Genomic DNA, 16,661 nt, shown 5'->3' with positions numbered 1-16,661 from the left:
CACCTTTGATTTAGGACTAACTGATTCCACATAAAGGCTGTTAGATTTTACGAAATTTTTCTTAGAGATCTGATATGTCTTCCGTTCAACATACGTCTTCACAACGCATCGCCAGTATCGAGTTGGGTCGAGTGGTTGCTATCTTGGCGATCATTGGCTTACACGGCCAGATGGCACTGACTTATTGGCAAATAGATGAAGTACCATGGATTGGTTATGTGCTCAACCAGGCAGCTCGCTTCGCCGTGCCTCTGTTCTTCCTTATTTCCGGCTATCTTATTCAACCTAAGCTCACCGCATCGCCTTGGACAACCTTCATCAACTACTCCAAACCACTACTCAAAGTTTGGTTGATTTGGAGCGTCATTTGCCTAGTCATGCCATTCAATCTCGCTAAGGTTGAAGAGTTAGGTTACTTAGGCGAACGCCAAGGCTACTGGGACTTTTTAATGAACACTCCACTTAACTCTTTCTTAGAGGGTGGATTGGTGCATTTGTGGTTTATTCCCGCTCTTGTGTGTGCCGTTTTGATCATCGCCTTAATGGTTGAGATGAAACTCGACAAACTGCTATTGCCAGCGGCTATTCTGCTTTATGTTTATGGTGTGTTGGCGGGCAGCTATGCGAGTTTAACCGATCTAAGCGCGCCGTTCTTCACGCGTAACGGTCCGTTCTTTAGCACGTTAATGGTGACCTTAGGTTTCCTCATTCGACAGCATCAGTGGAAAATATCATCAGCTAAAGCGTTGGGATTATTAGCGTTAGGTATGCTGATGCACTTTGCTGAGGCTGCATGGCTAACCCAATTTGATATCACCTTTAATATTCACGATTTCTTATTGGGTACAGTTTTTTGGGGGATGGGTGTGTTTATGTGGCTTCTCGCTAATCCAAACATCGGCGACTACGCATGGGTTCGTGTTATCTCAAACCGTATGTTGGGTATCTATGTAAGCCATCTACTGATCATTATCTTACTGTTCAATGTTTGTGGAATATTAGGTATCACGGGATTAGCCAAAGATAGCATTGTATTCTTCGGTACCTTTATGCTTAGTTTCATGCTAGTTGTTGGTATCGAACAAACACCACTAAAGCGATGGCTATTACGTTAATGCTTGTTTTCACGTCAATTCAAATGGCAGCTTCAAGGCTGAGGTTAAGCTAAAGCAAATCATTATCTAAGCTAAAATGAAGCACCCAAAAGTCAGTATCTAATGTTCGTATTAATGCCACAAAGGTTATAATTTAGTTATAGCCTTTCTTTTTTTCAGGACGAAAAATGAAGCCCCTACAAAGACTAACCATTTTTATCACCTGTATTTTACTTTTTAGTCCAATAGTATTTGCAACCACCGAATTACCATGGATATTTGTAAAAAGTGAAGATGGCATTATCATTCACAAACGACCACATACTGCGGGGTTGGTAGAGATACAAGCACAAATGCAAACGCCCACCACTTATTCTGGTTTTTTGTTGCTATTGGAAGACAGTGAGAACGTACCAAATTGGATAGATAACGTGTCGAACAGCCGCGTCTTGATGCAGATCTCTGACGCGGAAAACATCGTCTATACCCAATTCAAAGCGCCATGGCCAGCCCAAGATAGAGACATGGTGACCTACTCGAAATACAGAGTGGAGGATGGGCAGTTTGTCTTATCTATTAAAGATGCATCGAACTATTTAGCTAAAGAGGCAGGGTATATTCGAATGTACGACATCGACGCCTTGTGGACCCTACAGCCTCTCACCAATGGCAATACCTACATCACCTATACCGCTTATGCGAACGCAGGAGGCATCTTACCTAACTGGCTAATGAATAAGTTATCGATTAGCAGTGCACTGAGCACGTTTAAAGGGTTGAAAGAGCAGCTACCAAAGTACCAAGGCCAACAACACCCGAACCTGCCAAACGAGCCTCGCTAACGATACAGGTCTAGTTAACGTCAGTTAGGCTAGGCCTTCTAGCTATATTTTGAGCTAAGATAGGCACCAAGACGTTCAGTATCAAGCCTGCGAGGACAATCGCCCAAGCAGGAGGAAGGCGCAATGCCATAATGCTCTCTAGAACATTTTATCAAAAGGTAGGTAAACTAAGTTTAGGACAATCAAAGAGATCATGCAGATAAGCGTTAGCACCATCCCCACTTTTCGACCTTTCAAGTTCTTCGCCAAAATCCCTTTTGCATGAATCACTCGCCCTAATAAAAACGCGACGCCAAGCACATGAATAAACCATACACTGGCACCATTCATCTCTAGGAAGCCCATCAAGATTACCGTAATTGGAATGTAATCCATTGCGTTACTTTGTGCTGAGCGTACTACCTGCAACGACTCAACACCGCCATCAGCATGAGCGATAAGATTAATACGCCTTTGCTTAATAACTTCGATCGCCAGCCATATCATTAATACTGTCAGCAAAGCTGCGTAAAGTGCTGTAATCATCATCTATCCCTATAAATTGGAGTTTATTCGGCGTATTTTACCCATAGATTCACTGATGGGGTAAACACGTCATGGTATTTATGCCCTAACACCTGTGAGAGATCTCTTACACAGAAGTAAGATATCACAACTAAGCTTCGCAGAAGTTTCCTAAAAAACAACCCCAACCCCTTGTTTTGTATGAATCAACGCATATTTCTTTCAGTTAACGTATTCATTTACTTCTCCAACTCAATTGCGAACAAAGCCTCCTGAGTGTTTAATGTATGTGTCGACAGGGAGTTGGCAGGAACAGGAAAAAGCCTAACGGATTAGGTATCTTCAGGATGAAGATTTGATGACTTAGGATGAGTTATCAGCAAGGAAGTTATGCTCTAGGATAGAGTCACTTATCGGAATGATGAGTTAGCAAGGACACCGCTAGGAAGGCGATGAATTGGATAGGTTAAAGGATTTAACCAAGTCAAGGAACGATGCAGGGAGCATTGGTTACCTATTGAAAGATAAGTAACGCGCAGTAGCAGGATGGCTACAAAAAGAATAGACCCCGTTTGGTGAAAGCCAAACGGGGTTTCCTTTTTATTACGTCTAAAAAGATCTAGAAATCACGTTACAAAATAATGTTCATCAAGAACATTGCACCAAAAGCATTCAATACCGAAATCGCGATCATCACTGGAATGTAACGACCTTCAGTACCAATTGGTCCCATGATACGGCCCATGTACTGCACCTGAGAGCCCATCAAGTAGATAGCAGGCGCCAAAATAGCGATATGGTTGCCGTTCAAGATACCTTGGTCAAACAGCGTGATAACCACACCAACAGCCCCGCCCATCGACATCCACGCACCAATCAGTACCGCTGCCGCTTCGCCAGGTAAACCAAATACCGCCATGATAGGCGCAAACACAGTGCCCATCAGATCCAGTGCACCTGTGATTTGTAATGCCTTGATGATGACGAATGCCATTAGAACATTCGGTACCGTAGAAGTAGTGGCAATTACCCAGCCTTTCTTAGCGCCTTCAACGAAAATATCAGTCACCATTGGTTTCTTTGCTTTAACTTCGCTCATTATGCTACTTCCTCTTCCAGTTTTGGTTCTTTGTCTGATTTTGGTTTGTCTTCTTTACCTTCAGTAATGTTGAGATAAATTCGGAATAGGTTCGCACCAACAAACTTAAAGATAAATATCACGACAACAGCTAAACCAATTGATGAAGTGACAGCAAGAGAGCCGTCCATTGCCGTCAACGTGAACAACACTGCACCTGAAGAGAAAAAGTTAACGATCGCCGCACCCGCCGTAAACTGGAACATGGTGAACACATCGGTTTCACGCTTAGTCAGATGCCCTTCGTCTTTCAGTTGTCTCGTCATCGCAGCACCAGCATCAGTACTTTGCAGCGAAGCGATCAGTGCCAAGCCTGAATTGCCCGGAATCCCCATCAGAGGGCGAAGCAGAGGTGTCAATAGTTTTCGAGCCGCATCCAGTGCACCATAGTGCTCAAGTACGTTGATCATACCCAGTGCAAACATCACGGTCGGAATAAGTGTCAAAGCAAAAATAAAACCGTCACGAGCACCATTTCCGCCTTTGCCTCGCAGTGACGTCGTTGCCGCTTGAATACCATCAGCCGATTCACTCACATCGTAAGCGACCTTACCGAATGAACCGTTGAGCGTTGTAAAATCGAACACCCCATACCATTCATTTGACTGCATGAATCCAGAAAAGAACACAATCGCAAAAGCGAGTGCGATGTAACTACCAACCGTAGTTGGACGATGGTTTTGTGTTGGATTAGTCATAGGAACCTCTATATGCCTTCGTTTATGTGGAACAAAACACATATAGATAGTGCAAGTTAATGATCCGACGATTAATGACCAAAATCAAATAGCATATAAATTCACCCAAAACACCAATAGCGAAACATCAAACTGTGATTTAAATTTAAAGCCAGATTCAAAAACCAAAATAAATTAATAACTCAACATAAAAAAACCAATAAAAACCAATAAAAACCACACCAATAACCTAGCTGTACATAAATAACGAAGCCCTATCGATAGCTTAGCTAAGGCAATCTTTTAATCATAATCTATTGAATTATTAAGATATCTATCACACCCCACGAACTTATTTAGGTCTACGCTTTTACGCGTGTTAATAACTCATTAACTTCGGAGCGTAATCCATGCTAGGTATCCAGCTTTCAGTTGTTCTCTCTTTTTTATTTTTTTCTACTGTGGCAGACGCTGCTACTGCTCAGTTAGGAGAACCTCTCAAGCTCACCAACTCATTTGTTGGTTACCTATCCCTGACCATTTTCGTTGTCGCCTACATCGTTGTGATGATGGAAGAGTATTTAAAACTGCGGAAATCGAAACCCGTTTTACTTGCTGCTGGTCTCATCTGGATCATCATTGGCTTCACCTACCAAGAACACAACCTCACCGAGGTGGCTAAACAAGCACTCGAACATAACTTACTCGAATACGCCGAATTACTGCTTTTCCTGTTGGTCGCGATGACGTACATCAGCGCAATGGAAGAAAGAAGGCTGTTTGATGCACTTCAGGCATGGATGGTAGGTAAAGGCTTTAACTTCCGATCTCTATTTTGGTTAACCGGTATTCTGGCCTTCTTTATCTCCCCGATTGCCGACAACCTTACCACCGCTTTATTAATGTGCGCCGTCGTTCTAAAGGTTGCAGGATCAAATCCAAAATTCGTTAACCTTGCCTGTGTGAATATCGTGATAGCAGCCAATGCTGGCGGCGCATTCAGTCCGTTTGGGGATATCACAACGCTAATGGTATGGCAGGCAGGCTACGTGAGTTTTAGCGAGTTTGTTCCCCTATTTATTCCTTCAGTCATGAACTATGTGGTTCCAGCCTTAATCATGTCATATTTCGTTCCCACAACTCAGCCCGATACCGTGCACCAACATATCGAGTTAAAACGTGGAGCAAGAAGGATCGTATTTTTATTCATCATGACGATTGCCACAGCTGTCGCTTTCCACGCCGTGATTCACTTTCCTCCCGTCATGGGTATGATGATGGGCCTCGCCTATCTTCAGTTCTTTGGTTATTACTTGCGTAAAACCTTACCCAACTCACTCGCCCAGAAAAAAGCGATGGCGATTGCCAACAACGACGAAGGCGCACTCAAGCGATTAGGCTCAGTCGTACCATTTGATGTATTTAGAAGAGTATCTCATGCCGAGTGGGACACATTATTGTTCTTCTACGGCGTCGTAATGTGTGTCGGTGGTTTAAGTCTGCTTGGGTATTTGGAACTTGCTTCTGGAGTAATGTACAGCCAATGGGATCCAATTTGGGCCAATATCATGGTGGGGATCTTGTCCGCAATTGTCGACAACATTCCGGTTATGTTTGCGGTGTTATCAATGGAGCCTCAAATGTCGATAGGTAACTGGTTATTGATTACCTTAACGGCAGGGGTTGGCGGTAGCTTATTATCGATTGGTAGCGCGGCGGGCGTGGCATTAATGGGGGCGGCACACGGAAAATATACCTTCTTTGGTCATTTGAAGTGGATGCCAGCGATCATGATTGGCTACGTGGTCAGTATTGCTGCTCACTTGTGGTTGAATGGTGGCCTTTTCTAATTCAATGGACCTTTCTGCGGCTTCTCAACTCGTGTCCAGACATTGCTTAACTGCATTGCTGGGCACATATTGCAGGTAAGTACTTCACCTTGATGCTGAACTCGCATCACCAAGTCTGAATCAGTTCGGCTGCTTCCGGAATTTAATTCAATGATGACCAAATCATCGTCGACGCTATAACTGCGGGTAACCGTGTTATCCGTGGTTTGATAGGTCACTTTCCCCGACTCAAAAAGCAGATAGCTGTCGCTGTCAGCATTTTCATACATACCTGTGAACAAAACCAACTGTGGTACTTCGAAAGGGCGAGTGGTATCCGTTAAGCAACCCGTCAGTAATAACACGCTACTGCAGCTGAACATAAGTGATTGATAGCGATTCATTTGGGCATCCTTGCCTAAAGTACATGATAAAAGGATATGCAACCAAACCAGCATTTTCCAGAAAACGACAATTTTACTGCGAAGTTACCACTTGAATGCCCCTTGTTCTGCAGCTTTGATTGACAGGGTTTCGTCAACAAAAATCCCTATAGAAGAATCCTCTAACTTTCCTCTCTTCCTTCAATCACCAACAAGCGCTGTTTACGTTCCACACCGCCCGCATAACCTGTCAGCTTACCATTTTTGCCAATCACTCGGTGACACGGCACAATCACTGACACTGGATTTTTGCCATTCGCCAAACCAACCGCACGCACCGCTTTCGGGTTACCAATCGCGTCAGCCAATTGGGCATAACTCCATGTTTCTCCATAAGGGATTGTCGTGAGCGCTTGCCAAACCGATTGCTGGAACGGAGTTCCCTTCGCAGCGATCGGCACATCAAACTGAATGACCTCACCAGCAAAATAACGATTAAGTTGCTCAGCAACCAATTCAAAGATCGGAAAGCTATCATCTTGAATACCCAACTGATCTGGCTTTGTGGTATGGATTTCAAACCAAGCGCCAAGCAAACCTTGCTCATTGGCCTGCAAAGTAATGATGCCTAACGGGCTCTCATAATAAGTAAAACGATTAGCCATGATATCTCCTAGCTTAGTATTCCGATTAAGATTGATTCCAACAATGGAATGTGGCGTAACTGCCCCATGGCGACACGCTTTGTGCATTAATGGCAGGACGATGCTCGATAAATTTCTTTACCACCAAATCGCCCACTAGCAAATGATTAGGTTCACTTAAGCCTCGAAGCAACGCATATTGAATCGTCCAAGGTCCAATGCCTTTTAGGTCAATCCACTGAGAAGGATGCTCGGCTTCGTTGTTTACCATGTATTCAGCAAAACGCTTGAGGGTGTCCTTGCGGCTTCCCGGCATTCTTAAGAAACTCACATCTGCATCGGCTATCTGTTGCGGTGTTGGGAAATACGCTTTGTCTTGTATTCCAAACGGCTCCTGTGAATCGACAGGCGCTGGTGAATCAACAGACTCTTGCGTATCAGTATCCCCATGTAAGCCAGAAAGCTCACGCACCAACAAATTTAGTTGGCCAATCGCTGCGGTGACCGAGACTTGTTGCCCAAGAATAGCTCTGACTCCAGCCTCCCAAGCACTCCATACTCCAGGGATACGAATACCACTTTTAGCGACTAGAGTAGGATCGATAGTGGTAAAAAATGTTTCGACCTTTGCAATGTCGACATCTAGGTCAAACATACGTCGAATGTTAGCAATCAAGCTTCTTAATTGGCTTATATCGTCCAACTCAAATTCAATATCTAATCGGCTCTCTGTCAATAGCGTGGCCTTGAACCATCCCCTCGAACCGTTCACATTCACCGTGCGCTGGTAATAGTCCTCGCCTACTTCTTCTAAGCCTTCAATCATTCGTCGTCGATAAAAAGCCAACAAATGGTTCCAGTCCAGCGGGCCGTGAAAACTTAACTGGATATGATTACTTAGGCTGTTATTTGGCTTGGCTCTTCGGATTTGACTTGGCGAAAGCTTCAGCTCTTTTAGAAAGGCATCATTGAAGCGGCGCGTGCTATTAAAACCACTCGCAAAGCCCACATCGGTAATGCTCATGCTGCTGGTATGCAGTAACTGCTTGGCAAACATCAATTGGCTATAAAGGCTATATTGCTTCGGTGACACCCCGATGTAATTGTCAAATAGGGTTCGCAGATAACGATCTGAAATACCCAATCGAGTAGCAAGGTCGACAATCGATCCTGAATTCAGTTCACCGTTATCGATTAATTGCATAGCTCGCAGAAAGGTGGTCTCAACCCCTTTCCATGCAGGAGAGAAAGGGGCGCTGTCTGGGCGACAGCGTAAGCAAGGGCGATACCCCGCCTTCAAAGCTTGAGCTTGATGAGAAAAGTATTCGACATTTTCTTCTTTGGGTGGGCTTGCAGGGCAAATAGGTCGACAAAAAATACCCGTGGTTTTCACCGCAGTAAAAAACATCCCATCAAAACGAGCGTCTCGTGCATAACGAGCTAAATGGCATTGCTCACTCGTTAATGTACTGTTGTGATGAATAGTTTTCGACATGTCGTACTTTCCCGTTAATCATAACCTTCATTCTGATAACTAAAAGTTTACCGTGAACTGCCATTGTCGCTAGCCATTTTCGGAAGCTAAGGTCAGATAAATCACAAAAAAAGTTTTAATTTTATTCAATTAGACTAAATTTAACCTAGAGAAGGTATTCTTCTCACAACGTCAACGATAAGTACTTAGCACGCCAAGATGTAGAGACTTATCGAATAAAAGGAAAAAAGGCTATGGTTTTGCACACGTGTCGTATTGTTTTATCAAACCAACAAGTTCTCACCAGTCAATCAGTTGAACAATCTCTCAGCTTTCTTGAAGATAAAGCGAGCAACGGGATTTCTAAGATTGAAATAGACGCAACCGATGGAAATCAGATTCATTCATATCTGTCTCACTCTCTTGAAGAGTCCATTGAGAACTTAATGAACCTGTAGCTCCTTGAAAGAAAGCATAGCTATTTTAGAACATGATGCTTTAAAAAACTTGGCACCGTAATAACTAGGTGCCTTGGAATAGGTTACAGATACCAAGCTTAAACTGGTTTAAAAACAAAAATGGCTCTCTTGAGAGCCATTTTTTATAGAATAAGCTTTTTATTTCATCAGCATAGTAACAAATGAATACTACTATTCAGGCGCTTGTTCAGCGGCTTGTTGCAACGTATATGCAGTCGATGGGTCAATCTCATTAACCAATTTCTCGACCTGCATGATCGCGTCAACCGAAGTGCTACTTTTACGGTAACTCAGGTAAATTGGGCGATACCAGTCTTCAACCCCTTTCACCTTGTGTAGCTGGCCAGAGTCGATAAAAGGCTCAACTAGAGATACTGGCAAATACGCACTGCCGCCTTTCTCTAAAATGAAATCCAGGGCAATGCGGGCTGTCGAAGTACGTAGGTACGGTGCCGGCACTTTAGGGTGACGCTCTGCGTGTTCAGAACCAAAACGCGTTCCCCAGTCGACATAAACATATTTATGCTGGAATACAGATTCCAGATCATCTTGCTGCGTTGATACCAGCACCAAAACCAAATCTGCGACTTTTTTACAGTTTAGCTCTTCTGCTTTGATCTGATCTAAAGCGAAAGCCATATCTAAGGTTCGCTCTAACAAGTGACGGTTGAGCTGCTCACGCCCCATCACCTCTGCCATAAAGCCGTAGCCACCCAAGGAATCGGTCACAACACTCAAACAGTTTTGTAAATACGCATCCCAAATATTCGGCGTGCCACCCAACGTTAGCTGCAAGGCTTTCCCACTTTCCAACGACAGCTCAAATTTAGCTTGTTGTAAGGTAGAAACCATCACTTCAGCATAACCAATCAAACGTTCACCAGAGGAAGTAAGCTTGATATTGTTGCGGTCACGAATAAAAAGCTGAGTATCAAAATAGCCTTCTAGCTGTTTAATTCTCGCACTCACTGCGGCTTGCGTTAAATACAAGTTTTCTGCTGCACGCCCAAAATGGCGTACTCTTGCAACCTCAAGAAAGGTTCTAAATACTTTCACATCCATCAAATGCATCTCTGTAATAAATCTGCTAACTAGCCGATCTAGAATTGTTTATCGTAAAGGCAAAAACATTTTGTTTCCCATTGTAGCCTTTTAACAATATGTTCGCGTGAACAATAAACACTAATTTCTATCTAACCACATTACTGAGGCTGATATGTCTGAGACCGAATTCCGACACGGAAAAAAACGTTTTTATGACACCACTAAATTCCCACGAGGGTTCGCTAAATCAGGTAATTTTACTCTTTCAGAAGAGGAAGTCCTGACCTTATTTGGTGACACAATGCTAGCACTTGAGACTGGTGAGTTAACGCCAACCAATGCTGAAGAAAAACATTTCTTAAAAGTGCTGTCTCACCCTCATAAGGCTAAGTCAAAGTTAGAGCGTGTTTGGTTGAAATACATTCAACTGGCTCGTGGACGCCGTCGCTTTCATACCCTAAACGGCTGCAAACGTGGCGAAGTGTCTAGAGAAGAATACGAAAGTGAGTTAGTGTTAGAAGATTAGTAAAAACGCTCAAGGTGATACCTCATCACTTTGGGCTTTTTTTACCTTCTATTTTTATCTTCAAACACGATTTTTCTTCGTAGTTGGTCAGTTTAGCTAACCTGCTTGGTTTTACCTATATTTATAGATAATTCATAACGATAGCGTGAACAGACCTCTGTTCTCACACAATTTCACGGGTATCAGACCCAATTAGGATCATCATTCTTCACCCTGCTGTTTCCTTTTATCACGATAGCGCTACATTGCCACCATTATTTTGCTGCCTCAACTATACTTTCAAAGCTCGTTATTACACTGAAGATCTTTAATACGCCAAAGCTATTTAATAGGTTGAAACGCACTGACCCTTTTAGGCACTGAATCAAATCAACATTCCTGTATATGACAAGCGTATTAATCTTGTTTAACGCCACCAAATATCCATACAGTAATTGTGCAATTTTGAGCGTTCTAGTCACAGATACGAGGAAAAAAGTAAAAACTTGACCTAAAACAATAGCAGAACTTGATAACTTATTTTATAATGCGAATTAATGTTTCAGAACACTGTAAATTTAATTTCTAGGGGCAAAATCAATGAGACTTATTCCATTAAGCAACAAAGCTAAAGTAGGTAAATGGGCTGCTCGTCATATCGCAGATTCTATCAACAAATTCGCTCCAACTGCTGAGCGTCCATTTGTACTAGGTCTTCCTACAGGTAGCACACCTCTAACTACTTATGCTGAGTTAATTGAACTTTACAAAGCTGGCGAAGTAAGCTTCAAGCACGTTGTAACATTCAACATGGATGAGTACGTTGGTATCGACCCAAACCACCCAGAGTCTTACCGCACATTCATGCATGAGAACTTCTTCAACCACGTTGATATCCAAGCAGAAAACATCAACCTGCTAGACGGCAAAGCTGAAGACATCGATGCTCACTGTGCAGCATATGAAGAGAAAATCCGTTCATACGGAAAAATCAACCTGTTCATGGGCGGCGTAGGCATCGACGGTCACATCGCATTCAACGAACCAGGTTCTTCTCTATCTTCACGCACTCGTATCAAGACGTTGACTGAAGACACTCGTATTGCCAACTCTCGTTTCTTCGATGGCGACATCAACCAAGTTCCTAAATACGCACTAACTATCGGTGTTGCTACTCTTCTAGACGCTGAAGAAGTAATGATCCTTTCTCTAGGCCACAACAAAGCGCAAGCGCTTCAAATGGCTATCGAAGGTTCTGTAAACCACATGTGGACGGTTACCGCTCTACAGATGCACCGTAAAGCGATCATCGTTGCTGATGAGCCAGCGCAACAAGAGCTAAAAGTTAAGACTCTGCGCTACTTCCAAGAGCTAGAAGCTGAGAACATCCAAGACCTATAATCCGCATAGTCTTGAATAGAAAGGCGTTTTTATAAAGAGAGCGTCTTGAATAAAAAAAGCCACTGAATGTGGCTTTTTTTGTGCGCGTTGATTTTGTGTTTAATGGGAAGAGGTTTCGGATATTTTTAGAGGCACAAAAACAACAAAGCGATTTCTCCAACGAGAGAAACCGCCATCATTTTAAACTTTGTATTGAAACGAACGAACAGCTACCAGATGTGTAGGATGTTAAACAAGATAAGCAAGGGCTGCAAACTAGCGCTAAGAGCTCAGCGCGTTATCTCGGCATAAGGTCGTAATAATGTCAGTGATAGCCAATATGATCGTCGACTTCACCTTTTGATTATGTCGCCCCAAGAACATTTCAAGCATTGGGCCAGACATCGTTTCCACCATCTCCGCGTCATATTCGATAGGCATAATACGCTGAATCGCGTGCACCTTGTTGAGCTCAAATATCACATCAACTTCTGTAAAGCTGGTGTCTTCACCCTGTATTTTCGCCCACTCTTTCAAGGTAACGAAAACCTCGAGATCGTCGTAGAGTTCTTTACTGATCACGCCAAGTCCAAGTAGCAACTTAGCACGAATCATGATCTCGCCTAACGGCCCACCACTGTTGAGAAGTGGTTCGACAACGAACTTAATTGCCGTGTCGTCTTTCTTAAAGATGTTCTTTAATACGGCATCTACCGTGTCGTCCAATGCATCATAAGCCGCCATTAGGCAGGCGCCAGCACTCTCAGCTTCCGAAAGGGCTTCGAGTAATTCAGTTTCATGACTTGTTTGTATTGGCATAACGGCTCGAGAATAAGAAAGTGCCACAGGTGTGACACTTTGATGGTTTATCATTTCAATGCTAGATAAGCTTGTTCCGCTAGTTTAACAACTTCTGAGTCACTATTCAGCTCAGAATAATGCGCTAATGTCTCAGCAAAGCCTTTTTCTGCGAACATTGCTTGAAGTTCAACCGCTTGAGGGTCATCTTCGTTCTTGTAATGGAACGCAGCAGCGATTGCTTTTACTAGGTGAATATTCGGTAGACCGTATTCTAGCGTACCGTTTAATGGTTTAACTAGACGGTCTTGCGGGCTCAGTTTACGAATTGGCTGACGACCAACGCGGTCTACTTCATCACGTAGGAACGGGTTAGCAAAACGACCTAGAATCTTTTGGATGTAGGCAGCATGAGCTTCTGGATCAAAGCCGTAACGCTTAATCAGAACCGCACCACTTTCTTCCATCGTTGCTGCTACTTCAGCGCGGATTACATCATCTTCGATAGAGTCTTTGATTGTCTCGTGACCTGCAAGCACACCAAGGTATGCCGTTACCAAGTGACCTGTGTTTAGCGTGAACAGTTTACGCTCAACGAAAGCCATTAGGTTGTCAGTGCATTCCATACCTGGGATGTTTGGAATCTCACCTTTAAATTGTGTTTGATCTACGATCCACTCGCTGAACGTTTCAACCGTTACCGCTAGAGGGTCTGTTTCGCCTGCTTCTGCCGGTGGAACAATACGGTCAACTGCAGAATCAACAAAGCCAATGTGCTCTTCAGTGAACGATTTCATTTCATCAGAAAGGTGCTCTAACACGGCTGCTTTTAATTGGCTTGTACCGCGAACCATGTTCTCTGCCGCGATAATGTTCATTGGTGCAGTGTTGTTTGCTGCTGCACGTTTTTCAATGCCTTGAGCGATAGACTTAGAGATGATTTTAAGAACCGTAGGACCCACTGCTGTCGTCACAAGATCAGACTCAGCAATGCAATCTACTACTGCGCTTGTCGCTGAGTTAACTGCTGTCACGTTCTTAACAACTTCGACAACACACTCTTCGCCAACAATCTTAACTGGGTATTCTTGGCGTTCAATTAACGCATTTACAACCGTTTCATTTACGTCAGCAAACGTAACCTTCATACCAGCATCAGAAAGAAGCTTACCAATGAAACCACGACCTATATTACCTGCACCAAAATGTAACGCTTTCATAATTTTGACCTTATAAATATTTGAATCTAGATAGCTAACTGCTCAACAACGTGCCTTTACGATGTGCCCTAGACATTTAGCAGTAAGCTATTCAGACTGAATCTTTTAGAAAGATTAAGACCGAAAATGAGGCCAGTAGGGGGATACCGGCCTCCTTCACTCAGGAGCTTGACTAGAGCTTTTTAGTTTCCGTTGAGAATACGTAGAACATCAGCAGGGTTAGTTGTGTTCTGTAGGCATTCCACAGCTTCTTCATCATCGAGTGAATTGGTAATAGCCATCAGAACCATGTTGTGCTCATCGCCTTGTGCGGCAATACCGATAACCATCTTCGCGATATCATCTTCATCTTCGCCCCACTGAATACCTTCAGGGTACTGACAGAAAACGATGCCGGTTTTTTGTACGTACTGTTTCGCTTCGATTGTGCCGTGTGGTACTGCGATAGACTCACCTAGGTAAGTAGACACAAGTTCTTCACGAGCAAACATGCCGTCTACGTATTCTGGTGATACGTTGCCAAGTTTTACTAATTGTTCGCCAGCAAACTTGATTGCGTCTTCTTTTTGAGTCGCTTTTAGGCCAAGGAAAATGCTGTCGTCAGTGAGTGCTAACTTGTTGACTTCTTGTGCTGGAGCCGCTGCAGGAGCTGGAGCTTTTACGTCACCACTTTGTGCTTCTACAAGTTCAGCGACTAGTTGGTCGTATACTGCTGCGTCTAAGAAGTTGTTCAAAGACATGTGCATTGCACCTGGAACGGTGTTACGAGCACGGTCTGTTAAGTCTTTATGTGTAATAACGATTTGCGAATCAGCCGGTAGGTTGTTGATTGCGTAGTTGGTTACCACGATGTCTAGGCCAGCTGTTTCTATTTTCTTACGTAGAAGACCTGCACCCATCGCACTTGAACCCATACCCGCATCACAGGCTACATAGACTGCTTTTACATCCGCTAGGTTGACGTTTGCTTCTGCTGCTGCACCTTTAGAAGACGCTTTCATGTCTTTCATTTGAGCAGAGGCTTTTTCTAGTGAACCTTCATCGTCACCTTGAGCTGAAGTCTTAAGTAGGATTGAAGCTACGATGAAAGACACAGCCGTTGCAGCGATAACAGAAAGAACCACACCGATGTAAGAGCCTTTAGGTGTCATCAACAATACTGCGAAGATAGAGCCTGGAGATGCTGGAGAGATAAGGCCAGAATCGAACATTACGTTAGTGAATACACCCGCCATACCACCTGCGATTACAGCAAGAATTAGACGTGGGTTCATTAGAACGTAAGGGAAGTAAATTTCGTGGATACCACCTAGGAAGTGGATGATAGATGCACCAGCAGCAGATTGCTTCGCGCTACCTTTACCAAACACCATGTAAGCAAGTAGAAGACCAAAACCAGGACCTGGGTTTGCTTCGATTAGGAAGAAGATAGAACGACCGATTTCTTCAGATTGCTGAATACCTAGTGGAGAGAAGATACCGTGGTTGATTGCGTTATTTAGGAATAGGATTTTCGCAGGTTCAACAAAGATAGATGCTAGAGGTAGTGCACCCGCTTCTACCATTGCGTTTACACCAGCCGCAAGTCCGCCAGACAGAATCTTAACCGCAGGACCAATCACGATGAACGCGATGATCGCACAGATCATGCCGATGATACCCGCAGAGAAGTTGTTCACTAGCATTTCGAAACCACTCTTCACTTTACCGTGAACAGCTTCATCGAATTTCTTAATTGCGATACCACCTAGTGGACCCACAATCATTGCACCCATGAACATTGGGATATCAGTACCAACGATAACACCCATTGTTGTGATAGCGCCCACTACCGCACCGCGGTCACCACCAACCATTTTACCACCGGTATAACCGATCAATAGTGGTAATAGGTACGTAATCATAGGACCAACCATTGATGCTAACGTTTCGTTAGGCCACCAACCGGTTGGGATGAATAGTGCAGTAATGAAACCCCACGCAATGAATGCGCCGATGTTTGGCATTACCATATTAGATAAGAAACGACCAAAGTTTTGAACCTTGATCTTTGCTTCTGGTGATAACATAGGTAGAACCCCGTATTGTATTGGTTGGTCAAATGACCGAAAGTGTGTGCTCAAAAGTTGATTAAAATGTATCACAACATTTCCAAAATGCACCCCAGCCCAACTTTCGTGACAAACATCACACACAAAAAACACTTTAGGGTTAACAACAATGCCTTAGATCACAAAAACTCCATGAATTTAAATTACAAAGCAAAATTAGTGAGAATAACTCTCATAAACTAACGATCAAGATCACAGTTTAATGCGCAACCATTAAAAATAAATAGTGACAACAATCACATTAAACAAAAGAACACTCAATAAAACGATAATAAACGTATAAAAGAACGCCATACAAAGCGAGAAATATACGCACACCCTTGAGTATGAACTGGTGTTGTGTAATTTAATTACAAAACAGTGAGGCATAGATCACGCTCAAAATTATCCAATCGCATCTTCTCGGTTACACAATTGGCTTATACATCATGCGCACCTTCACCACACTCTTGCAGCAAAAGCTGATCACAACGCACTGCTGTCAGCAGCAAGAGATGTGCTATTGTATTTACCTATTCATATTCACTACCGCCTCAACA

Annotated in this window: 16 protein-coding genes; 6 read left to right on the top strand and 10 right to left on the bottom strand. The window is 43.4% G+C overall.

Going from position 1 to position 16,661, the window contains the following annotated elements:
• Positions 1–74: 74 nt before the first annotated feature.
• Positions 75–1,115 carry an acyltransferase gene (locus WR49_RS03005; RefSeq protein WP_046223010.1) on the top strand — a complete coding sequence of 347 codons (1,041 nt, stop codon included), beginning with the start codon at positions 75–77 and terminating at the stop codon, positions 1,113–1,115.
• A 167-nt stretch (positions 1,116–1,282) separates the two neighbouring features.
• Entirely contained in the window at positions 1,283–1,936 is a 654-nt protein-coding gene (locus WR49_RS03000) for an START domain-containing protein (RefSeq protein ID WP_156155657.1), read from the top strand.
• A gap of 138 nt (positions 1,937–2,074) precedes the next feature.
• Here WR49_RS03000 and WR49_RS02995 read toward each other — a convergent pair whose 3' ends face one another.
• The 3 genes from WR49_RS02995 to WR49_RS02985 all read right to left on the bottom strand — a co-directional run bounded on the left by WR49_RS02995 (position 2,075) and on the right by WR49_RS02985 (position 4,276).
• On the bottom strand, positions 2,075–2,461 hold the full coding sequence (locus WR49_RS02995) for an MAPEG family protein (RefSeq protein ID WP_017057608.1): 387 nt from the start codon (positions 2,459–2,461) through the stop codon (positions 2,075–2,077).
• Between the two features lie 610 nt (positions 2,462–3,071).
• Positions 3,072–3,539: a YjiG family protein gene (locus WR49_RS02990; RefSeq protein WP_017057609.1), complete on the bottom strand. Its 468-nt coding sequence runs from the start codon at positions 3,537–3,539 to the stop codon at positions 3,072–3,074.
• Positions 3,539–4,276 carry a nucleoside recognition domain-containing protein gene (locus WR49_RS02985; protein ID WP_046223009.1) on the bottom strand — a complete coding sequence of 246 codons (738 nt, stop codon included), beginning with the start codon at positions 4,274–4,276 and terminating at the stop codon, positions 3,539–3,541. Before WR49_RS02985 ends, WR49_RS02990 begins: the two co-directional genes overlap by 1 nt.
• Positions 4,277–4,665: 389 nt before the next feature.
• On the opposite strand from WR49_RS02985, the gene nhaD reads away from it, so the two are divergent.
• Positions 4,666–6,105 carry a sodium:proton antiporter NhaD gene (gene nhaD, locus WR49_RS02980; protein ID WP_046223008.1) on the top strand — a complete coding sequence of 480 codons (1,440 nt, stop codon included), beginning with the start codon at positions 4,666–4,668 and terminating at the stop codon, positions 6,103–6,105.
• On the opposite strand, the gene WR49_RS02975 is transcribed toward nhaD, so the two are convergent.
• The 3 genes from WR49_RS02975 to WR49_RS02965 all read right to left on the bottom strand — a co-directional run bounded on the left by WR49_RS02975 (position 6,102) and on the right by WR49_RS02965 (position 8,606).
• A complete protein-coding gene (locus WR49_RS02975) occupies positions 6,102–6,488 on the bottom strand; it encodes a hypothetical protein (protein ID WP_046223007.1) in 387 nt (128 codons plus the stop codon). The two genes, nhaD and WR49_RS02975, sit on opposite strands and share 4 nt — an antisense overlap.
• 161 nt (positions 6,489–6,649) lie before the next feature.
• The gene (locus WR49_RS02970; protein ID WP_017057613.1) at positions 6,650–7,132 is read right to left on the bottom strand and encodes a methylated-DNA--[protein]-cysteine S-methyltransferase; all 483 of its coding nucleotides are present in this window, start codon (positions 7,130–7,132) and stop codon (positions 6,650–6,652) included.
• A 25-nt stretch (positions 7,133–7,157) separates the two neighbouring features.
• On the bottom strand, positions 7,158–8,606 hold the full coding sequence (locus WR49_RS02965) for an AlkA N-terminal domain-containing protein (protein WP_046223006.1): 1,449 nt from the start codon (positions 8,604–8,606) through the stop codon (positions 7,158–7,160).
• A 233-nt stretch (positions 8,607–8,839) separates the two neighbouring features.
• On the opposite strand from WR49_RS02965, the gene WR49_RS02960 reads away from it, so the two are divergent.
• Complete coding sequence (locus WR49_RS02960; protein WP_017057615.1) at positions 8,840–9,043, top strand: hypothetical protein; 204 nt, start codon at positions 8,840–8,842, stop codon at positions 9,041–9,043.
• Positions 9,044–9,235: 192 nt separating this feature from the next.
• Here WR49_RS02960 and WR49_RS02955 read toward each other — a convergent pair whose 3' ends face one another.
• Entirely contained in the window at positions 9,236–10,126 is an 891-nt protein-coding gene (locus tag WR49_RS02955; protein WP_017057616.1) for a LysR family transcriptional regulator, read from the bottom strand.
• Between the two features lie 154 nt (positions 10,127–10,280).
• Between WR49_RS02955 and WR49_RS02950 the strand changes: the two genes are divergently transcribed.
• Together WR49_RS02950 and nagB are read left to right on the top strand one after the other, a co-directional pair.
• Positions 10,281–10,634, top strand: a complete 354-nt coding sequence (locus WR49_RS02950) for a DUF413 domain-containing protein (RefSeq protein ID WP_017057617.1) — start codon at positions 10,281–10,283, stop codon at positions 10,632–10,634.
• Positions 10,635–11,213: 579 nt separating this feature from the next.
• Positions 11,214–12,014 carry a glucosamine-6-phosphate deaminase gene (gene nagB, locus WR49_RS02945; protein ID WP_017057618.1) on the top strand — a complete coding sequence of 267 codons (801 nt, stop codon included), beginning with the start codon at positions 11,214–11,216 and terminating at the stop codon, positions 12,012–12,014.
• A gap of 261 nt (positions 12,015–12,275) precedes the next feature.
• Here the strand turns inward: nagB and WR49_RS02940 are convergent, their stop codons facing one another.
• The 3 genes from WR49_RS02940 to WR49_RS02930 form a co-directional block, all read right to left on the bottom strand.
• Entirely contained in the window at positions 12,276–12,812 is a 537-nt protein-coding gene (locus WR49_RS02940; RefSeq protein WP_017057619.1) for an MltR family transcriptional regulator, read from the bottom strand.
• 50 nt (positions 12,813–12,862) lie between these two features.
• A complete protein-coding gene (locus WR49_RS02935; RefSeq protein WP_046223004.1) occupies positions 12,863–14,011 on the bottom strand; it encodes a mannitol-1-phosphate 5-dehydrogenase in 1,149 nt (382 codons plus the stop codon).
• A gap of 182 nt (positions 14,012–14,193) precedes the next feature.
• Positions 14,194–16,080, bottom strand: a complete 1,887-nt coding sequence (locus tag WR49_RS02930) for a PTS mannitol transporter subunit IICBA (RefSeq protein WP_046223003.1) — start codon at positions 16,078–16,080, stop codon at positions 14,194–14,196.
• Positions 16,081–16,661 lie beyond the last annotated feature (581 nt).

The sequence above is a fragment of the Vibrio sp. ECSMB14106 genome, from assembly GCF_000972265.1.
Taxonomy (GTDB): Bacteria; Pseudomonadota; Gammaproteobacteria; order Enterobacterales; family Vibrionaceae; genus Vibrio; species Vibrio kanaloae.
The sequence above is the reverse complement of the archived record's forward strand: the minus strand, read 5'-3'. Positions and strand labels throughout refer to the sequence as shown.

Excerpts from the sequence above, each read along its gene's own strand:
- WR49_RS03005 (WP_046223010.1), top strand. The coding sequence starts at position 75 with ATGTCTTCCGTTCAACATACGTCTTCACAACGCATCGCCAGTATCGAG.
- WR49_RS03000 (WP_156155657.1), top strand. The coding sequence starts at position 1,283 with ATGAAGCCCCTACAAAGACTAACCATTTTTATCACCTGTATTTTACTT.
- WR49_RS02995 (WP_017057608.1), bottom strand. The coding sequence starts at position 2,461 with ATGATTACAGCACTTTACGCAGCTTTGCTGACAGTATTAATGATATGG.
- WR49_RS02990 (WP_017057609.1), bottom strand. The coding sequence starts at position 3,539 with ATGAGCGAAGTTAAAGCAAAGAAACCAATGGTGACTGATATTTTCGTT.
- WR49_RS02985 (WP_046223009.1), bottom strand. The coding sequence starts at position 4,276 with ATGACTAATCCAACACAAAACCATCGTCCAACTACGGTTGGTAGTTAC.
- nhaD (WP_046223008.1), top strand. The coding sequence starts at position 4,666 with ATGCTAGGTATCCAGCTTTCAGTTGTTCTCTCTTTTTTATTTTTTTCT.
- WR49_RS02975 (WP_046223007.1), bottom strand. The coding sequence starts at position 6,488 with ATGAATCGCTATCAATCACTTATGTTCAGCTGCAGTAGCGTGTTATTA.
- WR49_RS02970 (WP_017057613.1), bottom strand. The coding sequence starts at position 7,132 with ATGGCTAATCGTTTTACTTATTATGAGAGCCCGTTAGGCATCATTACT.
- WR49_RS02965 (WP_046223006.1), bottom strand. The coding sequence starts at position 8,606 with ATGTCGAAAACTATTCATCACAACAGTACATTAACGAGTGAGCAATGC.
- WR49_RS02960 (WP_017057615.1), top strand. The coding sequence starts at position 8,840 with ATGGTTTTGCACACGTGTCGTATTGTTTTATCAAACCAACAAGTTCTC.
- WR49_RS02955 (WP_017057616.1), bottom strand. The coding sequence starts at position 10,126 with ATGGATGTGAAAGTATTTAGAACCTTTCTTGAGGTTGCAAGAGTACGC.
- WR49_RS02950 (WP_017057617.1), top strand. The coding sequence starts at position 10,281 with ATGTCTGAGACCGAATTCCGACACGGAAAAAAACGTTTTTATGACACC.
- nagB (WP_017057618.1), top strand. The coding sequence starts at position 11,214 with ATGAGACTTATTCCATTAAGCAACAAAGCTAAAGTAGGTAAATGGGCT.
- WR49_RS02940 (WP_017057619.1), bottom strand. The coding sequence starts at position 12,812 with ATGCCAATACAAACAAGTCATGAAACTGAATTACTCGAAGCCCTTTCG.
- WR49_RS02935 (WP_046223004.1), bottom strand. The coding sequence starts at position 14,011 with ATGAAAGCGTTACATTTTGGTGCAGGTAATATAGGTCGTGGTTTCATT.
- WR49_RS02930 (WP_046223003.1), bottom strand. The coding sequence starts at position 16,080 with ATGTTATCACCAGAAGCAAAGATCAAGGTTCAAAACTTTGGTCGTTTC.